We start from the raw sequence: 17267 nt of genomic DNA on the forward strand, positions 1-17267 counted from the left end.
CTTTGTTTATGGGTTTATTCTGCTCGTGCTGCATATACTGAAATATTCATTAAAACAAGGGAGCTAAAACATATCTCATCCTTTTTTCCTCAGAACCTATTCTTTAAGGGAGGGCATAGCATTGGTAACTCCACAAGGTACTAGTTCAGTTAGTTTTCCATTCCCATCATTATGGGGCATCCATGCTTCTATAGCTGGCAGATCGATTATTTTTGGCACACTTGTCATTCAATCTATTACAAATAACCGTGTAATTGGTACGGTTAATTTTCGTGGTTCACCTATTCCGATTAATGGATTTTGGAATGAAAACACCAAACAAATCACATTTGATTCACCTTTCGCCTCATTCTCTGGCAACTTAACCATCATTGATGATCCCCAAATTAGAATTCGGCATTTTATTCTGCAGGGACGTATACTTATGAAACCTCCCTCTCTACAAGCAGGCCAGTATGGAACGTGGATTGCCACGACTGATATAAGTCTGAATGAATATCCTATTAGTGGTAATACCAATACCGTTCAATTGCCTCCTGTTGGAGCTTTTTTAACCTCGAATATTCTTCATCAACTGCCGGATCAAAATTTTTGAGGGTGTTCCACTTGCGTAAGCTGTAGAGCAGAGCGTCTTCTATTAACTAAAAGAAGTCCCAAGTAGTTTACCTTCACTTGGGACTTCTTTTAGTCTTGTCACTGATTTTGTTCTATGCTATGTAGAATGCTCATACGAAGTCTAAATTACTTTTACACACTCGTTAAATCGCCTTCACTACCGTTTGTTTTTTATTTTTCCGTGTATGGCTCATTATCAATTTTTCAATATAATAAATGATAATGATAAATACAGACATGATGCCAAAATACGTAACGATAACGCCTAAAGCGTTCAAACTCTCGAAGTGACCCTTTGCCCCTCTGAATTCACCTTCTGAAAGGTTTGCTTTTTCAAATGGGCCATCGCCCTCTTCCAAGCCGCCTTCGGGAAGATTTCGTCTTTCTCCCCCTTTAAAGCCGCCTTCTGGCATTTGTGAAGAAGAAAGATTAAACACGCTCGCAACTCCTTGCACCTGCCTGATGAAATGTGTTGAGTACATTTGATAGCCCCCAAACACTAATAAGGCAACTGTTGCCACTCTTGCTAAAAACCCTAAGCTTGGTTTTGGAGTTTTGAAGTTAATTATATTTTTAAAAACATTTATTACCCATTTCCAATGTAATCCAACATGAGCTGCAACTAAAATAAGTGCTAAAAACGAAATCGATATATGAGAAATTTTAAACCATTGTTCATTTCCAACGTTGATATTCGGGAATACAACTCTTGAAATAAAAATACCACTGATCATAATAAAGGTCATTGTCATTAACAACATTACGTTTAAAAAGTAACCAAATTTTGTTGCAAGAGGCAGCTTGCAGTCAAATAATTTAATAGTGACTTTTTTTACCCATTGCCAATTGAGCAACACATGGGTGAAAAATAATACAGCAATAGCTAACCCGGCAATTTCGTGAAACGTTAATCCCCCTAATACTTGTTTATTAAAAAATAATACGAACGTAACGGCCATTAAAATATCTAAGCCAAGCTTAACATACATCATCTTTTTCATATTTTTTGTCCTCCTATTTGTTTCTCCAAGCTTTCTTATGTGTTAGGCGGCTACCCGTGGTGAAACTTATTATGAAGAGAATTGCTTAACTTTTTATTAAGGAGTGCCTAAAGCCAAGGAGAAACGATTTTTATGTTGAAGAATTAATGGGAGGATTTTTATCTTGGAAGACAGTAACTACTAACAAACGGCGCGATTCTTTAATCAGGTTCCTGAATTGGCAAGTGCGTTCGTTCCAAGGGATGCAGGAATGAATGCCATTTTGTTCAAAAAGTTTAACAAAATTAAAAAGCCTCAACTCCTTAAAGGAATTGAGGCTTGTTCTAATAATGAACATTTGAGCAAGAAAGGAAATTAAATAATGCGAGTTGTGACGATGCCTGCGATTTGTTTGATTTTTTCTTCCAAACCAGGGATGATATCGCCATTTACTTCTCCGTCAATGTCGATGATCGTATACGCATATCCCCCACGGCTTCTGTTAACCATGTCAGCGATGTTCAAGTTAAAGCCGGATACAGCCAGTGTGATTTGTCCAACCATGTTCGGAACGTTTTCGTGGAACGTTGCCACACGACGGTTTCCTGTATAAGGAAGGGAAGTGTTTGGGAAATTCACAGAGTTCTTGATGTTCCCTGTTTCTAAAAAGTTCTTCAACTGACGAGCTGCCATGATGGCACAGTTTTCCTCTGATTCTAGCGTAGAGGCACCAAGATGCGGAATTGGAACGACATTTTTCATTTTCAACACATTTTCATTCGGGAAGTCTGTAATGAACTTTCCTACTTTTCCGCTTTCAAGTGCAGCTTCCATATCATTTTCATTCACTAGCTCGCCGCGTGAGAAATTCAAAATATGAACGCCTGGCTTCATGATGCTGAATGTTTCTTCGTTAAACATTCCTCTTGTGTCGTCTGTTAATGGCACGTGTACTGTAATATAATCAGATTCTGCAAACAATTGTTCAATCGTCATGGCGCGTTGTACATTGCGAGACAAGTTCCAAGCTGTATCAACAGAGATGAACGGGTCAAACCCAATGACGTCCATATCCAAATCCAGGGCATCATTCGCTACAAGTGCACCAATCGCACCTAAACCGATTACGCCAAGAGTTTTCCCCTTGATTTCTTTACCAACGAATTGTTTCTTTCCTGCTTCAACAAGTTTTGGAATTTGTTCTCCTTCGCCTTCCAGCGTCTTTGTCCAGGCCACACCTGCAAAAAGGTTACGAGATGAAGCCATTAATGACGTCAGTACCATTTCTTTTACAGCGTTTGCGTTAGCACCAGGTGTATTGAAAACAACAATCCCTTGCTCGGTGCATTTGTCGACCGGAATATTATTAACTCCCGCCCCTGCCCTTGCGATTGCTTTTAAATCAGTGCCGAATTCCATTGAATGCATATTAAAGCTGCGAAGAACGATCGCATCAGGGTTTTCACTGTCATTGTCGACGGTAAAATCGCCTTTGTTGAATACATTTAGCCCGCTTTCAGCAATATTATTTAAGGCCTTGATCGTTTTCACTTTTTCTAACGTTAATGTGCTCATTTTGTTTGCTCCTCTTAGATCATGATAGTTTTTAGATTTCAAAATATTAACAAGATTTTAAACCTATGAAAATCTGCATTCCTTTAAAACTTCACTATCTTCTGTAAATATACAGAAAGAGGCAAGGGATAAAATCCCTTACCTCTGCCCAGGCGAACGGCTACGACACTATGTGTTCCCTCACGGTTATCCGTGTTTCGCCAGTTGCACATAGTCTTTTCATTTATTTTATTTTATCAAATTATTCAGCAATCTTCAATATCAATTTAAAGGTTTATCTCATTTTTTAATTTCTTTCAATAAGGCAGAGCTGGACTAATAGAAAATCATTAAAGAATACAATGATAAGAGATAAATAGAATCCATTGTTCAACATCATGATTATACTCCTGTGAATCTTCCCTTGTTTGTTCGGGGCCCCTAGAGTCTGCACCTATTAATTATTAGTAATTTTCTAAACTACACGACTTTTACTCGTGAGTTTCACGCTTCTACTCGTGAATTGGGCGCTTTTACTTCTGAATTCGATCGTTTCTAGTGCGTTTCGTGCATATACTCGTGAATTTCACGCTTTTACTCGTGAGATTCACGCTTTTACTCGCGAATTCGTGCGTAGAGCTCAGGTTGTTTCCTTTGGCATCATGCTGACTTTACGTCATTGATATCAAAAATAAAGACACAGTCCTTAGTGAAGGATTGTGCCTTTGAATTAGCTTTACTCTTGATTAAACCCGCTTTCATCCATGTAAAATACTTCCCAGGAATGTCCGTCGATATCCTTAAAACTCCAACCGTACATGAAGCCATGATCAATGGCTTCATTAAAAGGCTTTCCGCCAGCATCGAATGCTTTATTCACGATTTCATCCACTTCTTCCTTACTATTAACCGATAGGGCCACAATCGCTTCCGTACTCGTTGCTGTATCTGGGATTTCCTTTTTGGTAAACGATTTAAAATAATCTTCAACCAGTAACATGATATATATCGTCTCACTGATAACCACGCACGTTGCATTTTCATTGGTCATTTGCTCATTAAACTCAAAGCCAACCTTCGTGAAGAACTCTATTGAGGCATCCAAATCTTTAACAGGCAAGTTAACAAAAATCTTTTCTGCTTGAACTCCCATAAAATTCACCCTCGCTTGATTTATTTTACCTTCATTCACCTACTATTCGATGTATTTTATGAATATCCTGCTTGCATCAAAAAAGGAGAGGCCGCAGCACCGCTTCCTTTTATGGCATTAAATATAAAAGATTCAGGAGCAACACCGGATCTTAGTACTTTCTCGCCAAGTGCTTGCCTGCATATTTTGCAGGTTTTACTTTATTCATTTTTAGAAGTTTCTAATTTTTTTGAAGGCACTAAACGTCTAATTGGGCACTTTTACTTCAAATAAACTTTCATAATCTCCGTTTCGTTTATATGTGCTTGGGTGATAGTTGTTTTTTCTAGTTTTTCAACGAGCTCGCCATTCGTAATGACAATCGGAGTTACAATGCTGGGAGCGTTAGATTTTAGAAATTCGATATCAAATGTAACGAGTTTGTCTCCTGCTTTTACACTTTGCCCTTCTGCGACATGGACTTCGAATCCCTCGCCTTTCAGGTTAACTGTTTCTAAGCCAATATGTATTAACAATTCGATGCCACTTTTTGTACGGAGGCCTAAGGCATGTTTAGTATGAAAAACCTGGACCACTTCTGCATCAAGAGGAGAGACAACCAAACCCTCTTCAGGAAGAATCGCTATTCCGTCCCCCATCATCTTCCCGGAAAACACTGGATCCGGAACATCCTCCATATTCATTACTTGTCCATTTATAGGAGCAAGCAGCTGTTCCACATTTTCTTTTTTACCGAATAATTTTTTGAACATACTATCCCAACCTTCCTGTTTCAGTCGATTTTATTAAGATGATTTCAAGCCCTATATGTACTAATCAGTCCACACTAATTGTATCTGAATACAATCCTTCCTGTCCCATAGAATGAAAAATTGTATCTATTATTCATTACAAAATGATTATCGAAAGAATTGAATGAAATCATTTTTTCTTTTTCAATTTGGCTTCTGCTTTCTTTTTTATGTTTTCATCCACTCTAAATGTAACGATCTCGCTTATTAATTCATAAGGTATAGGCTTATTTAGTGGAAACTGAACGGCCCCTTTTGAACTTTTATATTCAGATAAAGCATGTTGAAAAGCAGAGATTCCTCTAGGAGTTGGATAAAATCCTATATGGTTTTTATAGGCAGCAAAATGCACGAGGTTTCCATGTAAAGCAAACGTAGGCATTTGATAACTTATCTTTTCTTCCGCTTCCGGCGCTGCATCTTTTATGACTTTCCTTAACGTCCTTAGTATCTCCTGAACCTCTTCGGGAAATCGTAGAATGTATTCATCAATCGTTTTAAACGTATTGGTTCCCTCCATGATTTCTCCTTTCATATATCCAGAATACTTAACCCATATTATAACATTTCCTTCTGCCACTATCCTGCTACGTTACCCTTAAAAACACTTCTATTAAACAGAAATGCTCCATGAAATATATCTGTTCCTGCTATTAAACCCATCATCAGGAACGTTTAAAGCAGGCGAAATCATCGCCCATACTGAGAAAGATCAGCCATTTGTCAGAAGCATCAAAGCATGCTAGTGCACTACCTCTTTTTTATTAAACCTTACATACTTTTAAGCATCACTGACCATCTTAAAGAAGTATGCTAAAAAAATTTGGAGGTAATGATTTTGCAAAATGAAATGAATATGTCCAACAACCAACAATCAGAAAATATGATGCCAAATGTGAACCATGGTGGTCACGAAATATTTGATACTCACGAGGTCCTTGCAGGATTTATTAATGTTTTAGATCAGTATCAACTCTTTGACCAGCACATTAAAGACCAAGAGTTAAAAGCGATTCTTAACCATCAGTATACATTCATTACGGATGTATATAACATTGCCGTAGAAGCCTTCAGTCAAGGAAAAAAGCCATCGCACGTTTCCCAGCCCTACGAAATGAACCAGAAAAATGATGTTATATATGGGTTGTCACCCTCTCAGCCTAAAAAACCAAATCAATCTGTAAATGACATGAATGAACATGGCGTTTCAGGACATATGTTAGGTTTAATCAAGTCAACCGGATCACTGCTGGCCATGACTGCTGCTGAAATGACAAACCCAGTGCTTAGACGGGTCGTTGCTGACAGTGTCCCTAATTTTATTGAAATGGCCTATGAAATCTTCTTGTATCAAAACAAGCACCGCTATTACCAAGTACCCCAGCTGGCTCCACAGGATATGACACAAATGATTAAAAGTTTTGCCCCATCCACAAAAAATATAATAAATTAAAAGTCTCAGCTCTAATTAAAAAGCCGAGTTTTCCTTCGTAATCAAGGATAACTCGGCTTTCATCAGGGAAATTCAACTCTAATTGGTGCTATTGAACCCCAGCCTCGAATGAGTCAACCATGATTGTACAACTAATTCATTTATCGCCGAAGGTCAGCCCTTTCGCGGCAAGTGCACGCCTAAGCTGCTCCATTGCTTTTGGCCCCATCCCGTGCAGCTGCAGGATTTCTGCTTCACTTAGCTGGGTGAACTGATCCAAATGCACATACCCCTCCCCCACCAGGGCCCGCCGTGCAGGTTTCGCTAATTCCGTCGGCAGATCGCTCTCGATATTTATCATGATTCATTCTCCTTATAAAAACAAAATCCTACACACAGCATACTTTCTTTACAGATTTCTCTCTAAAATTGTTCCCTTTTATTGCTTTAGTATCATGTTTAAATATAGATATTTTTTTAGGCAGTTTCAATTTTCACCATTGTACTTGTCCTGCAAAGTGGTTCTTTTAGTTGTGGAACTTAATGGCGTACACCCCTTTTAAGAATATGGGCTTTATTTAATTACGTCCAAAATTTTTACTTATTAATGGCAATATCATTTCTTTGTGTAGTGGTTTATTTTTCTTACCGTTTGATCAGTATTTGGTCCTTATAAACACTTCCATCCCTTTCATGACACTTGCCAGAACCTCGATCGAGCTTGAAGCATTAAAAGGGGCAATGTCCAAAGAATGATTGGCATCACGGACTTTATTCAGACTTATCGTCTTCTTCATTTCAATCATTTGAATTTTACCAGGAATATAATGAGGATCTTTTTCTCCTATAACGATATGTGTTGAATGATCGCTTCTCAATATCCCTTCTAAAATGGAATCGAACTTTAATAGTGGCGTAAGCAAAATCATTTTCGATTGGTAGTACCTTTCACTTTTCATAAATTCATTAACCATGGGTATCGTACCAAGTGATTTGCCTAAAAACAAAGTTTCTTGATATTCGTTTTTTTTGAAATACTTCCATAATGATCGGAGTACAATCATTAACCATAACTTTAGTGATATCCACCAATGGATGCTTGAATATATCCTGCTCGTAAGAATAATGAACATGCACGACATCAAACTGATTTTGAAGCATGAGCATTGTCGAATAATAAAATAACGGTTTCTCATATGTGTAACCTGCACCGGAAAACATAAAACAAATGGCAGGACTCCCGTTTTCAATATGTGTGTATGCAACTTCTTTTTCATTGCTATTAATTATTTTCCTTCGGTTAACCTGCATGATCGCTCCCCAATCTAGCGTTTACTCTATATATTCATTGGCTGCCCGCTGCATTCCTCCATGATTGATAGTATTTAGATGTATCGTTCCTCGCCGGAAAAATGTATACTTTAGTTATTGTCCTATTTTTTGGAAAAACATAGAGTTGAATTTGGCGTTTTTTAAATCCAGCCTTAAAGGAGAGTGTGTAATGAAAATCAAAGTGTTATGTTTCATTCTTGTCCTGCTAGTCACTGGTTCCATGAGCAAGATTCATGCAAGTGCAAACGGTCATAATGTGAAAGAATTGCAAATTGGGGAATCCTTCGATGGTGTGGATGGCACGATGATCATCCAAAACTTAAAAAATGATAAAGTCTATGTCTATAACAAAAATAGAAGTAAAGTACGTTTTACTCCAGAATCGACATTTAAAGTGGCGAATGCATTAATCGGCTTACAGACAAAAGCGGTGAGCGATGAATATGAAGTGAAGCGCTGGGATGGCGTAATCAGGGAATTTGAAGATTGGAATAGAGATCATACACTGGCTTCAGGCATGAGGTATTCAGTGATCTGGTATTATCAAGCAATGGCCCGCGATATTGGGGTGGAAAACATGCAGCACTATGTGAATCTGCTCGATTACGGCAATCGTAATATCTCCGGTGGGATCGATCAGTTCTGGCTGGATAGCTCTATAAAAATATCTGCACAGGAACAAGTCCAATTCATCGAAAACCTTGTAGAGGAAAAACTGCCTATCGATAAGCAGCATATGAGAACGGTTAAGAGAATCATGATCAACGAAGAAGCTGACTCATATGTCCTCCATGGAAAAACCGGTACACGCCTTTCTGATATGGGGTTGGGCTGGTATGTGGGTTACATCGAAACGGACAAAGGGAAATGGGCCTTCGCAACGAACATGGACGGCAGCGGGAGCAAAGCCAAGACGATTACGCTTGATGCCCTGAAAGAGTTGGATATCATAAAAGAATAATAGTTCACGCATGCTCTTCATACTTGGGCATGCGTTTTTTTATATGAACCTACAAATCTAAAATCATGTCACAGTATGTATGCACCATCGCTTTTTGCTATCATCAGTTTCCACATATCTCATGAAAAAGGTGGTTTTATACTCTACGTGCATTGAAAGGTAGATAGCCTCGCTATTGCTTGCTCTGGAGCCTTTTTTTGGATTGTCCAATCAAAAAAGAGAAAATTCTCATCTAATATAGTATTTAGAGTAATATTGTAATTAATTGTTAGATGGTCAACATATGATGACCAAGTCATGCAGGACATGTTAAAAGAAAAAGAATTTAATGTACTAATATTAATCCCCTCGGATGATGCAACAAGTATTTCTGAATTAGAATGGAACCTAGAAAACGTTTGTGTTTTAGAAGTTCCTAACCGAATTTGGGATGAGGACATTTGGAATCATGCTTTTAGTGGCATACAATTAAATTAACTTCTGTCAGGATTAATCCCTGAGCAAACCATGCTAATGTGTCAATGATTTCACTTTTGATGATTTTAGTTATTTTCTTAGGTTTTTCATCGAGCCATAAATAATTAACGCTTATTCGCTTCTTTCTTTTTTTTCGTACTTTATGCAAATCATCTTGTTAAAGTAGGAATCGTTTTATTTAGGCTATCATAAATCAAGTTATCCCCCTTGAATTAAATAAAAGAGGTTGAAAAGAAAGGCATCTGCCAAAAGCAGATGCCTTATCTTCTTGACAGGGGTTCATGTTAACCCTATCTCCCGTTTTCTTTTCTGCTTTATTGCCTTAGACTTTGGTACTTGCCGGGAGAGTGCGGCACATTCAGCAAATGAAAACTGTTTACACCCTTTACAACGGTTCTCATCAAGCTTGGATAAAGCTTTATTAATGGCATCACCCGTACTAGTAAAGAATTGTTCCTTACCTACCAGTTCAATAAATCCAGTTTTTACCAATATATCTTCAGGTTCGGGTTGAATCCCGGAAATCAACACTTGTAGATTGTGGAACTTGAATTGCTTCACGATGTCGGTTAGAAGTGCTTCACCAGAAGTGTCAATAAATGGCACATTTCTCATTCTTAATAGAAGGACTTTTGGTTTAGAACGCATTATTTCCTCGATTTCTTCTTGCAGCCTTTCAATTGTACCAAAGAATAAAGGTCCTTCTATCGTATATATGTTAATTTGCGGACAGCTTGAACCTTGTTGCACCATTTCTGGTTTAACTAGTTTATCGGCCGGATCTGGTAATACCTTTGATAATTTCAATGTACCGCTCATCAGTTTAACGAACGATAGAATGGCTAATAGTAATCCGATTCCGACACCTGTTGTCAGGTCAATCAATACGATTAACACGAAGGTAACGATTAAAACGACCGAATCCATGGTTTTTGCTTTTAAGATATGCGAAAATTCTTTGCTTTCGCTCATGTTCCATGCGACAAACATAAGAATGGGGGCCATACTGGCCAGTGGAATCGCCGAAGCATAAGGAGCCAAACTGACTAACACCAGCAAAACCACCAGCCCATGAATCACACCTGATATAGGGGAAACTGCACCGTTTTTAATATTCGTTGCGGTACGGGCGATGGCACCTGTAGCCGGAATGCCTCCAAATAAAGGCGTAATCATATTGGTCAATCCTTGCCCCATCAGCTCTTTATTGCTGTTATGTTTACTGTTGGTCATTCCGTCTGCCACTACTGCGGACAATAGTGATTCAATTCCTCCAAGCATGGCAATGATCAAAGCAGCCGGCAGGAGTTCAATTACTAGGCCGCCAGTGATCTGGGGAAACTGAAAATGGGGCAATGCATTAGGAATGGCGCCATAAGCCGATCCAATTGTCGCTACCTGACCAGGAAAGAATAAGCTGGCGACCAGAGTTGATACAATCAATCCTAGCAATGCCCCGGGGATTTTCGGTAAATATTTTGGAGTTAATATGACGAGAGTTAAACTTATGATAGCTACCAGTACACTATAAACATTCACTGTATTGAAGTTCAATAAAATTTCTTTCATATTTAAAAGAAAGGCTTCTTCTTTTTTTAAGTTACTGAGTCCAAAGAAATTGGCAATCTGCCCAGAGAAGATTATCACAGCAATTCCAGCAGTAAAGCCGATGGTAACTGGACGGGGTATAAACTTGATGAATCTTCCCAGTTTGAAGACACCTAAAAGGAAAATCATGATACCTGCCAAGAAACCGGCGATTAACAGTTTTTCATATCCGTACTGCATGACCACCCCGAACAGGACCGGGACAAAGGCTCCAGTCGGGCCTGCAATTTGATATTTGGAGCCTCCAAAAAGGGAGACCATAATTCCGGCAATAATTGATGTGTACAGTCCGTATTCCGGTCTTACTCCAGAAGCAATGGCAAAGGCCATCGCTAAAGGAATCGCTACAATCCCAACTACCACCCCGGCAACCAGGTCTTTCTGAAAATGGCCTAAGTTATATCCTTCAAGCCTGCTAGAACCCATCATTTTATCGCTCCTTCTTTTATTGAATATGTATTTCTTTTTTGCTGACAATTTTGCTATATCCATCTATGATTCGATCCAATTTACCCGTCTCGGGATGGATGACCATACCGTGAACGGCAATGGATTCCGGTAATAATGGGTGATTCTCGATCAAACGGACACTATTTGTTACACTCTCCTCAACGCATTGAAAGCCCGACAGCCACTTTGATAAATCAATACCAGAGTTTGTAAGGACATCAATTTGCTCCTGACTGACTTTCTTCTGCTTTGCGGCATCGAGAAGTGAAGATGATTGAAGCCCCACCATACCGCATCCGTGATGTCCGATCACACACACTTCCTCCACTTTTAGCTCATAAATAGCGACAAGGATACTGCGCATAATGCTGCCAAAAGGATGAGAAACTAAAGCTCCAGCGTTTTTAATGATTTTCGCATCTCCATTTCTTAACCCCATCGCCTTTGGAAGCAATTCCAACAGACGGGTATCCATGCATGTTATGATGACGATCTTTTTATCTGGATACTTTGTCGTTTGAAACTCTTTAAATTTGTTTTGATCGACAAACGTCTTGTTGTAATCCAGAATGCTAGAAATAACTGACATTACTTATTCTCCTTTCACGTGTAAATGTTCTATGTACAATAATCCAGATGCCTTCCAACACTTATTTAGCTCTGCTTTATCATTTGGTGCTTTATTCCATGTTAAAGATATTAAATTAGAGTTAAATGATAGATGGATTAGAAATTAGTGAGAATTATTACAGTTTCTTCTCTTTTTTTTTGCATTTTTCTTACTCAACGAAGCAAAAAAGGGTGATGCATATTAAACTATGCATCACCCTTTTTTATGCTTTGTTCCATTTACGTCTTGATTTATTCAGGTCCATCCTCTTCATCCTCTTCATCATCTTCCCATGTGATTGTTTTTACTTCTTTTGTGTAACCATCCACTTGGACGACTGCGTCTCGATCGTCCTCTAATTCAACCTCGACCAAATAATAGGGTGTCTGATCTGAGGGTTGATAAAATTCTGTATCGTCACCTGTTCCTCTTACATGTTTTTCCGCAATCTCAATTGCTTCTTTTTCTGTAATGATACTATCTGCCACCATAGTTGAGTCAATAATAGTTCCTGTATATGGGTCGAGTATTAATGTGATTTTTTCGTTATTCTTATTTACAACTACTTTATAATAGGAGTTGTTTTTCTCCTGCACGAAGTCAATTTGTTCCAGATCACCCTGTTTTGAAATACGTGACTTTATTTCTTTTTGGGTCAGTTGCTTTTGGGGTGTTTTTTCCGTCGTTTCTTCAGCTGCATGAACTATGGCTTCTTTTTTTATAGAACGAACTTCACCGCTTTTCGCATCCATCCTAATTTGATATACCCCGGTTTCAAGCTGCATTTCAATCTGATATTCTTCACCTTCAGTTCTCGTTGTCTTTATAATGGTTCCAGGATATTTATCCTTTGCTGTCTGGTTCACTTCTTCTTTCGTCAAGATTTCCGCGGATAATGATGGAGCGCGCCATTGAAACCCGACGAATAAAAGCAGACCAAAAACGAGAGTCAATCCAGCTGTTATCAGCACTTTTCTAATCTTCATCGTATCCCCCATCCAACGTCATTCTGGCTTAATCAAATAATAGAGTAACGATCGTTCCCCTGCCTTCAAGACTATCCATTTCAATCCGAACATCAATTGCATCAGCAATTTCCTTTGCCATGGAAAGCCCCAATCCCGATCCACCTTGCTTTCGGCTTCTTGCTTTATCTACACGATAAAAGCGATCGAACACTTTTGGCAATTCAGCCTTTGGGATGCCATCCCCTCTGTCCTCGATGCGTATATAAGCTTCATTACTTGTTTGTCCTATGTAGACTGAGATATGCTCGTCACTATACTTTCTTGCATTGTCTAAAAAAATAAACAAAAGCTGTTTTAACTTTTGAACGTCCGTTACTGCTTCAATTGCATCGTTACTATAAATCTCCATTGATCGATTGTACGCATTTTTATACACTTTCGCTAACTCTGCAATGATATCGTTCAGATTAATGTTTTCCTTCACTATATTCCATTTTTCCTGATGCTTTGCAAGCAGGAGCATTTGCTCTGTCATCTCTCTCATTCTAATGGCTTCAGAATGAATGGCCTCTATTGATTCATCAAACAAATCAGGACGCTCCAACCCTTTTCTCTTCAAAAGACTTGCATAGCTTTCAATGACAGTTAGCGGTGTTTTTAATTCATGTGAAGCATTTGATACGAATTGCTCCTGTTTTTCGAAGTTAGCTTGTAGCAAATCGATCATGTGATTAAAGGTTTTTCCCATTTCCACAAGTTCATCTTTTGATTTTTCCTCAAGGCTAAGTCGCTTAAATTGGCCGCTTGTTTGGATCTCCTTCATCGTATCAATCATCGATCGAATCGGACGGGCGATGAAGTTACTAAGAATAGTGCTTGATATCAGAACAGGTATCATCGCAATGACCGTTACAGCGATTAACACGATGCGCAGAACAGCGAGCATTTCTTCTGTTGCGGTAATGCTTTTGGTGATTTGAAGATTAACTACACTTCCATCCACCCAAACAATCGGGTTTGAAACGAATACATACTTATTCTGATGATAAGTGATGATTTCGCTCTTCTCACCGGGGTAAAAGCCACTATTTCGATTGCTTAATAGTTTTTCAGAATTGGATGTAACAACTGTTCCTTTTGGTTGACCCTCTTTTACTATACCAATCATGCCATCAATAGGCAGATAAGCTCGAAGTAAATCATTTGGCGATATATTATTGACATTTTTACTAACATCAAAGGCAATTTTCTCTGTCTCCGCTTTCGCACGATTAAGTTCATTCACCATTATCAGATTACTGAAAACAAAATAAATGGAAACATTCATCAAAAGAAGCAGGAAAATGAATAACACCGCTGTATATAAATTTATTTTCTTCCGCAGTCTCATTTTGCTTCCTTCATGACGTAGCCAACGCCTCTTACAGTATGAATAAGCGGCGTATCAAAGCCATAGTCGAGCTTTTTGCGAACATACCGGATATACACATCCACCACGTTTGTTTCTCCATAGAAATCATACCCCCAAACCGCTTCCAGAATCTGATCCCGGTTTAGCACTTGACGCTTATTCTTCAGTAAATAAAGAAGTAAATCATACTCTTTTGGCGTTAGTTCAATTTCACTTTCACCCCTAATGACTTCGCGTGTTTTGACATTCACCTTTAAATCTGCAGTATTGAGCCACCCATCGTCTTCATCTTCCATTGAAGATGCTACAGTCCGCATTCTTAAAACCGCACGAATACGGGCAAGCAATTCTTCAATTTGGAAAGGTTTAGTGATGTAGTCATTCGCGCCGAGATCAAGACCGGAAACTTTATCTTCAACCGAGCCCTTTGCAGTTAACAGGATGACAGGGGTGAAATTGTTTTTCATACGAATTTTCCGAAGCAGCTCGATCCCACTTATGCCTGGAAGCATCACATCCAATAAGATCAAATCCCAACTTCTTGATCGATACGCTTCACGGGCTTCATTTCCGTCCATTGCCTTTCCGATTTGGTAGCCTTCGATTTCAAGTTCCAATTCAAGCAGTCTTAAGATTTTTTCTTCGTCTTCTACGATTAGTATTGATTCTTTATCCATTTGGAAGACCTCCTTTTGTGTGGGACTGTCCCCATTTATGTGTCATTCCTTTTCAATAATGTTTTGGATTAATGCCTGCTCATTCAATAAGAAAAAGGCTGCCTCAGCAACCTAGAGCATCTGTCAGTTGAGTAGGTTAGGTTATTAAAGAAACCATTCACCTTGAGCAATTTTCACTACTTTACCTCCTACATGAACGTCGATTCCCCCGTTAACATCACCTGCTTTTAAAAACAATAAAGATGGTCTTTCGATTTCGCATCCTTGTTCTACCCGAATGTCTATTTGACCTTTTTCAAAATACCGGTATTTAACTAAGTAAGCAGCTAAACATCCATTAGAACTGCCAGTGGCTGCATCTTCGGGGATACCATAATAGTCCGCAAAGTCTCGAACATTCAAATCATTTTTCGAATCATAGGTCTCTGGAGAAAAAACCATAATGGCTTTTGCATCCATATGTTCAATTAACTCAAAATATTTTTCTCTATTAATCTTTACTTTTTTAACTGCTTCCAATGATTTTAATGGGACAACAAGCACTGGAAGTCCCGTCGAAACTTCTTGAATCGGAAATCTATCATCTATGTTTTCTTTATGTATATGTAAAACTTCAGAAATTTTATCTGTATCTAAAATCGTGCCAAAAGTTGGTTCATTTTGTTTCATCCATAGTAGCTCTTCTTGATTATTGAATGAAACCTTTATCTGACCACCTTTAAAGTTTAAAATAAGGTTATCCAATGGTTCCTCTAATACTTCGTTTTGAATGATATATGCAGTTCCTAAAGTCGGATGTCCAGCAAAAGGAACCTCTTCATTAGGCGTAAAAATCCGAACATCATAGCCGCCATCATTTTTTGAATCAGACAAGATAAAGGTGGTTTCGGAAAAATTAATTTCTTTGGCTATTTGTTGCATTTCATTATCCGGGATATTTCCAGCGTTTTTAAAAACCGCTAGTTGATTTCCTGTATATTTTCCATTAGAAAACACATCAACAATTGAATAATTAACCCTCTCCACTAACTTCCCCTCGTTTACTTTTTAGTTATTTTAACGAATGTACAAATTATTGCATGTAAAATTTTAAAAATAAAGACGCTATTTACCCAGTTAGCTCCATAAAAAAAAAGAGCTGTCAGAGCAACTCTCATGTTAAAAGCCCTATTTACTTTAAGGTTTATTCCGCCCCTTATGTCAGAAAGGATCTTCTTATATGTCATCACCTATATTTTTCTCAGTAAATATAAGAGATATGGAGTGCCTATTAGAGCAGCGACAAGTCAAGAAGGAATTTCTTTAGGGGCTAAAACAAGTCTTCCTATAAAATCAGCTGAAGTTAAAAGGATTCCTCCAAGAAAAAGGCTGACCGGAATAACCTTTTTATGTTCAAATCCAACCATTCTCCTAGCTGCATGAAGTGGGAATAACGCCTTTAAGTGCAATACGGGATATGCAGTGAAGGTGGATTCCATAATGGAATGATTGAAGTAGATACGGAAGAAAATAAGGGGACAAAAATTACACGCTGTTTGAAGTACCACAAATGTTGCCGCATGAGGGATAACATCTGCCTCGTTGTTTGCATAAGAAAAAGGCTGCCTTAGCAACCTTCCTAAAAGGATTTAACACCCGTCAGTTCAACAAGAAACCTAAAAAGCTGGCGGAGTCACCGAAAAAAGTATCACAGCATTTTCAGTAAAATTATTTTCCCACTTATGCTTCATATAGCCTGGTATTTTGACACTATCACCAGTTTCTAATATGTATTCTTCATCATCTAAAAACACTTTAATTTTCCCCTCTAATACATAAGCAACTTCTTCTCCTTTGTGTTCCAAAAGTTTCTCAGACGATGATATGTTAGGAGGAACATTCATAATAGCAGTTGCCAGTGTTCCAGTAAAATCAGGTGACACTAACTCATACGATAGGTTTTCAACAACCATTTTCTTTCGCTCATTTGACCTAACAACTAAATCTTCGGTATTTGTTTCTTCAAGTAAAAAACTAAAGGTAGGAACATCAAGGGCTTTAGCTAATACCTTTAGAGTTTGAATTGAAGGGTTAGCCAACCCCCGTTCTATTTGACTTAACATTGAAGGGGTTATTTCAGCTAATCTTGCTAATTCTCTACTGTTCAAACCTTTCGCTGTTCTGTATTTCTCAACTTTTTTACCAATATCTATGTTTTCCATCAACAAAACTCCTTAAAGATAAAATTAAAAATTATTTAATATTATTA

Annotated in this window: 17 protein-coding genes, 1 pseudogene and 1 riboswitch; of the genes and pseudogenes, 3 read left to right on the forward strand and 15 right to left on the reverse strand. The window is 38.3% G+C overall.

Annotated features, from left to right (window positions below; all coding sequences use genetic code 11):
* Window positions 1-121: 121 nt before the first annotated feature.
* Complete coding sequence (locus ACFWE9_RS12625; protein ID WP_377357022.1) at window positions 122-595, forward strand: hypothetical protein; 474 nt, start codon at window positions 122-124, stop codon at window positions 593-595.
* A 163-nt stretch (window positions 596-758) separates the two neighbouring features.
* Here the strand turns inward: ACFWE9_RS12625 and ACFWE9_RS12630 are convergent, their stop codons facing one another.
* The 5 genes from ACFWE9_RS12630 to ACFWE9_RS12650 form a co-directional block, all read right to left on the reverse strand.
* Complete coding sequence (locus ACFWE9_RS12630) at window positions 759-1616, reverse strand: DUF4405 domain-containing protein (protein WP_377357024.1); 858 nt, start codon at window positions 1614-1616, stop codon at window positions 759-761.
* A gap of 354 nt (window positions 1617-1970) precedes the next feature.
* Entirely contained in the window at window positions 1971-3170 is a 1200-nt protein-coding gene (locus ACFWE9_RS12635) for a phosphoglycerate dehydrogenase (protein WP_230160156.1), read from the reverse strand.
* Window positions 3171-3309: 139 nt separating this feature from the next.
* A riboswitch (ZMP/ZTP riboswitch) is annotated at window positions 3310-3388 on the reverse strand.
* 497 nt (window positions 3389-3885) lie between these two features.
* The gene (locus ACFWE9_RS12640) at window positions 3886-4302 is read right to left on the reverse strand and encodes a VOC family protein (RefSeq protein ID WP_230160159.1); all 417 of its coding nucleotides are present in this window, start codon (window positions 4300-4302) and stop codon (window positions 3886-3888) included.
* 260 nt (window positions 4303-4562) lie between these two features.
* A complete protein-coding gene (locus ACFWE9_RS12645) occupies window positions 4563-5054 on the reverse strand; it encodes a PTS sugar transporter subunit IIA (RefSeq protein ID WP_230160161.1) in 492 nt (163 codons plus the stop codon).
* A gap of 169 nt (window positions 5055-5223) precedes the next feature.
* Window positions 5224-5613 carry an iron chaperone gene (locus ACFWE9_RS12650; protein ID WP_377357027.1) on the reverse strand — a complete coding sequence of 130 codons (390 nt, stop codon included), beginning with the start codon at window positions 5611-5613 and terminating at the stop codon, window positions 5224-5226.
* A 318-nt stretch (window positions 5614-5931) separates the two neighbouring features.
* Here ACFWE9_RS12650 and ACFWE9_RS12655 point away from each other — a divergent pair, with 318 nt between their 5' ends.
* Entirely contained in the window at window positions 5932-6546 is a 615-nt protein-coding gene (locus ACFWE9_RS12655) for a spore coat protein (protein ID WP_377357029.1), read from the forward strand.
* A 136-nt stretch (window positions 6547-6682) separates the two neighbouring features.
* On the opposite strand, the gene ACFWE9_RS12660 is transcribed toward ACFWE9_RS12655, so the two are convergent.
* A complete protein-coding gene (locus ACFWE9_RS12660) occupies window positions 6683-6886 on the reverse strand; it encodes a helix-hairpin-helix domain-containing protein (protein WP_377357031.1) in 204 nt (67 codons plus the stop codon).
* 295 nt (window positions 6887-7181) lie between these two features.
* A pseudogene (locus tag ACFWE9_RS12665) lies at window positions 7182-7836 on the reverse strand (alpha/beta hydrolase).
* A gap of 190 nt (window positions 7837-8026) precedes the next feature.
* On the opposite strand from ACFWE9_RS12665, the gene blaOXA reads away from it, so the two are divergent.
* Entirely contained in the window at window positions 8027-8818 is a 792-nt protein-coding gene (gene blaOXA / locus ACFWE9_RS12670; protein WP_377357033.1) for a class D beta-lactamase, read from the forward strand.
* A 756-nt stretch (window positions 8819-9574) separates the two neighbouring features.
* On the opposite strand, the gene ACFWE9_RS12675 is transcribed toward blaOXA, so the two are convergent.
* The 8 genes from ACFWE9_RS12675 to ACFWE9_RS12710 form a co-directional block, all read right to left on the reverse strand.
* On the reverse strand, window positions 9575-11332 hold the full coding sequence (locus ACFWE9_RS12675; protein WP_377357035.1) for a SulP family inorganic anion transporter: 1758 nt from the start codon (window positions 11330-11332) through the stop codon (window positions 9575-9577).
* A gap of 16 nt (window positions 11333-11348) precedes the next feature.
* Window positions 11349-11942 (reverse strand): beta-class carbonic anhydrase, encoded by a 594-nt coding sequence (locus tag ACFWE9_RS12680; RefSeq protein WP_377357037.1) that lies wholly within the window; start codon window positions 11940-11942, stop codon window positions 11349-11351.
* 272 nt (window positions 11943-12214) lie between these two features.
* A complete protein-coding gene (locus ACFWE9_RS12685) occupies window positions 12215-12949 on the reverse strand; it encodes a PepSY domain-containing protein (RefSeq protein ID WP_377357039.1) in 735 nt (244 codons plus the stop codon).
* 28 nt (window positions 12950-12977) lie between these two features.
* The gene (locus ACFWE9_RS12690) at window positions 12978-14321 is read right to left on the reverse strand and encodes a sensor histidine kinase (RefSeq protein ID WP_377357041.1); all 1344 of its coding nucleotides are present in this window, start codon (window positions 14319-14321) and stop codon (window positions 12978-12980) included.
* Window positions 14318-15019, reverse strand: coding sequence for a response regulator transcription factor (locus ACFWE9_RS12695; RefSeq protein ID WP_377357043.1), 702 nt, complete (start codon window positions 15017-15019; stop codon window positions 14318-14320). Before ACFWE9_RS12695 ends, ACFWE9_RS12690 begins: the two co-directional genes overlap by 4 nt.
* Before the next feature lie 144 nt (window positions 15020-15163).
* Window positions 15164-16045, reverse strand: coding sequence for a PhzF family phenazine biosynthesis protein (locus ACFWE9_RS12700; RefSeq protein ID WP_230160177.1), 882 nt, complete (start codon window positions 16043-16045; stop codon window positions 15164-15166).
* 260 nt (window positions 16046-16305) lie between these two features.
* Window positions 16306-16497, reverse strand: coding sequence for an iron chelate uptake ABC transporter family permease subunit (locus tag ACFWE9_RS12705; protein WP_290370616.1), 192 nt, complete (start codon window positions 16495-16497; stop codon window positions 16306-16308).
* A 177-nt stretch (window positions 16498-16674) separates the two neighbouring features.
* A complete protein-coding gene (locus tag ACFWE9_RS12710) occupies window positions 16675-17220 on the reverse strand; it encodes a helix-turn-helix domain-containing protein (RefSeq protein ID WP_230160182.1) in 546 nt (181 codons plus the stop codon).
* Window positions 17221-17267 lie beyond the last annotated feature (47 nt).

Origin of the sequence: Peribacillus sp. NPDC060253, from assembly GCF_042727425.1 — a bacterium.
Lineage (GTDB): Bacteria > Bacillota > Bacilli > Bacillales > DSM-1321 > Peribacillus.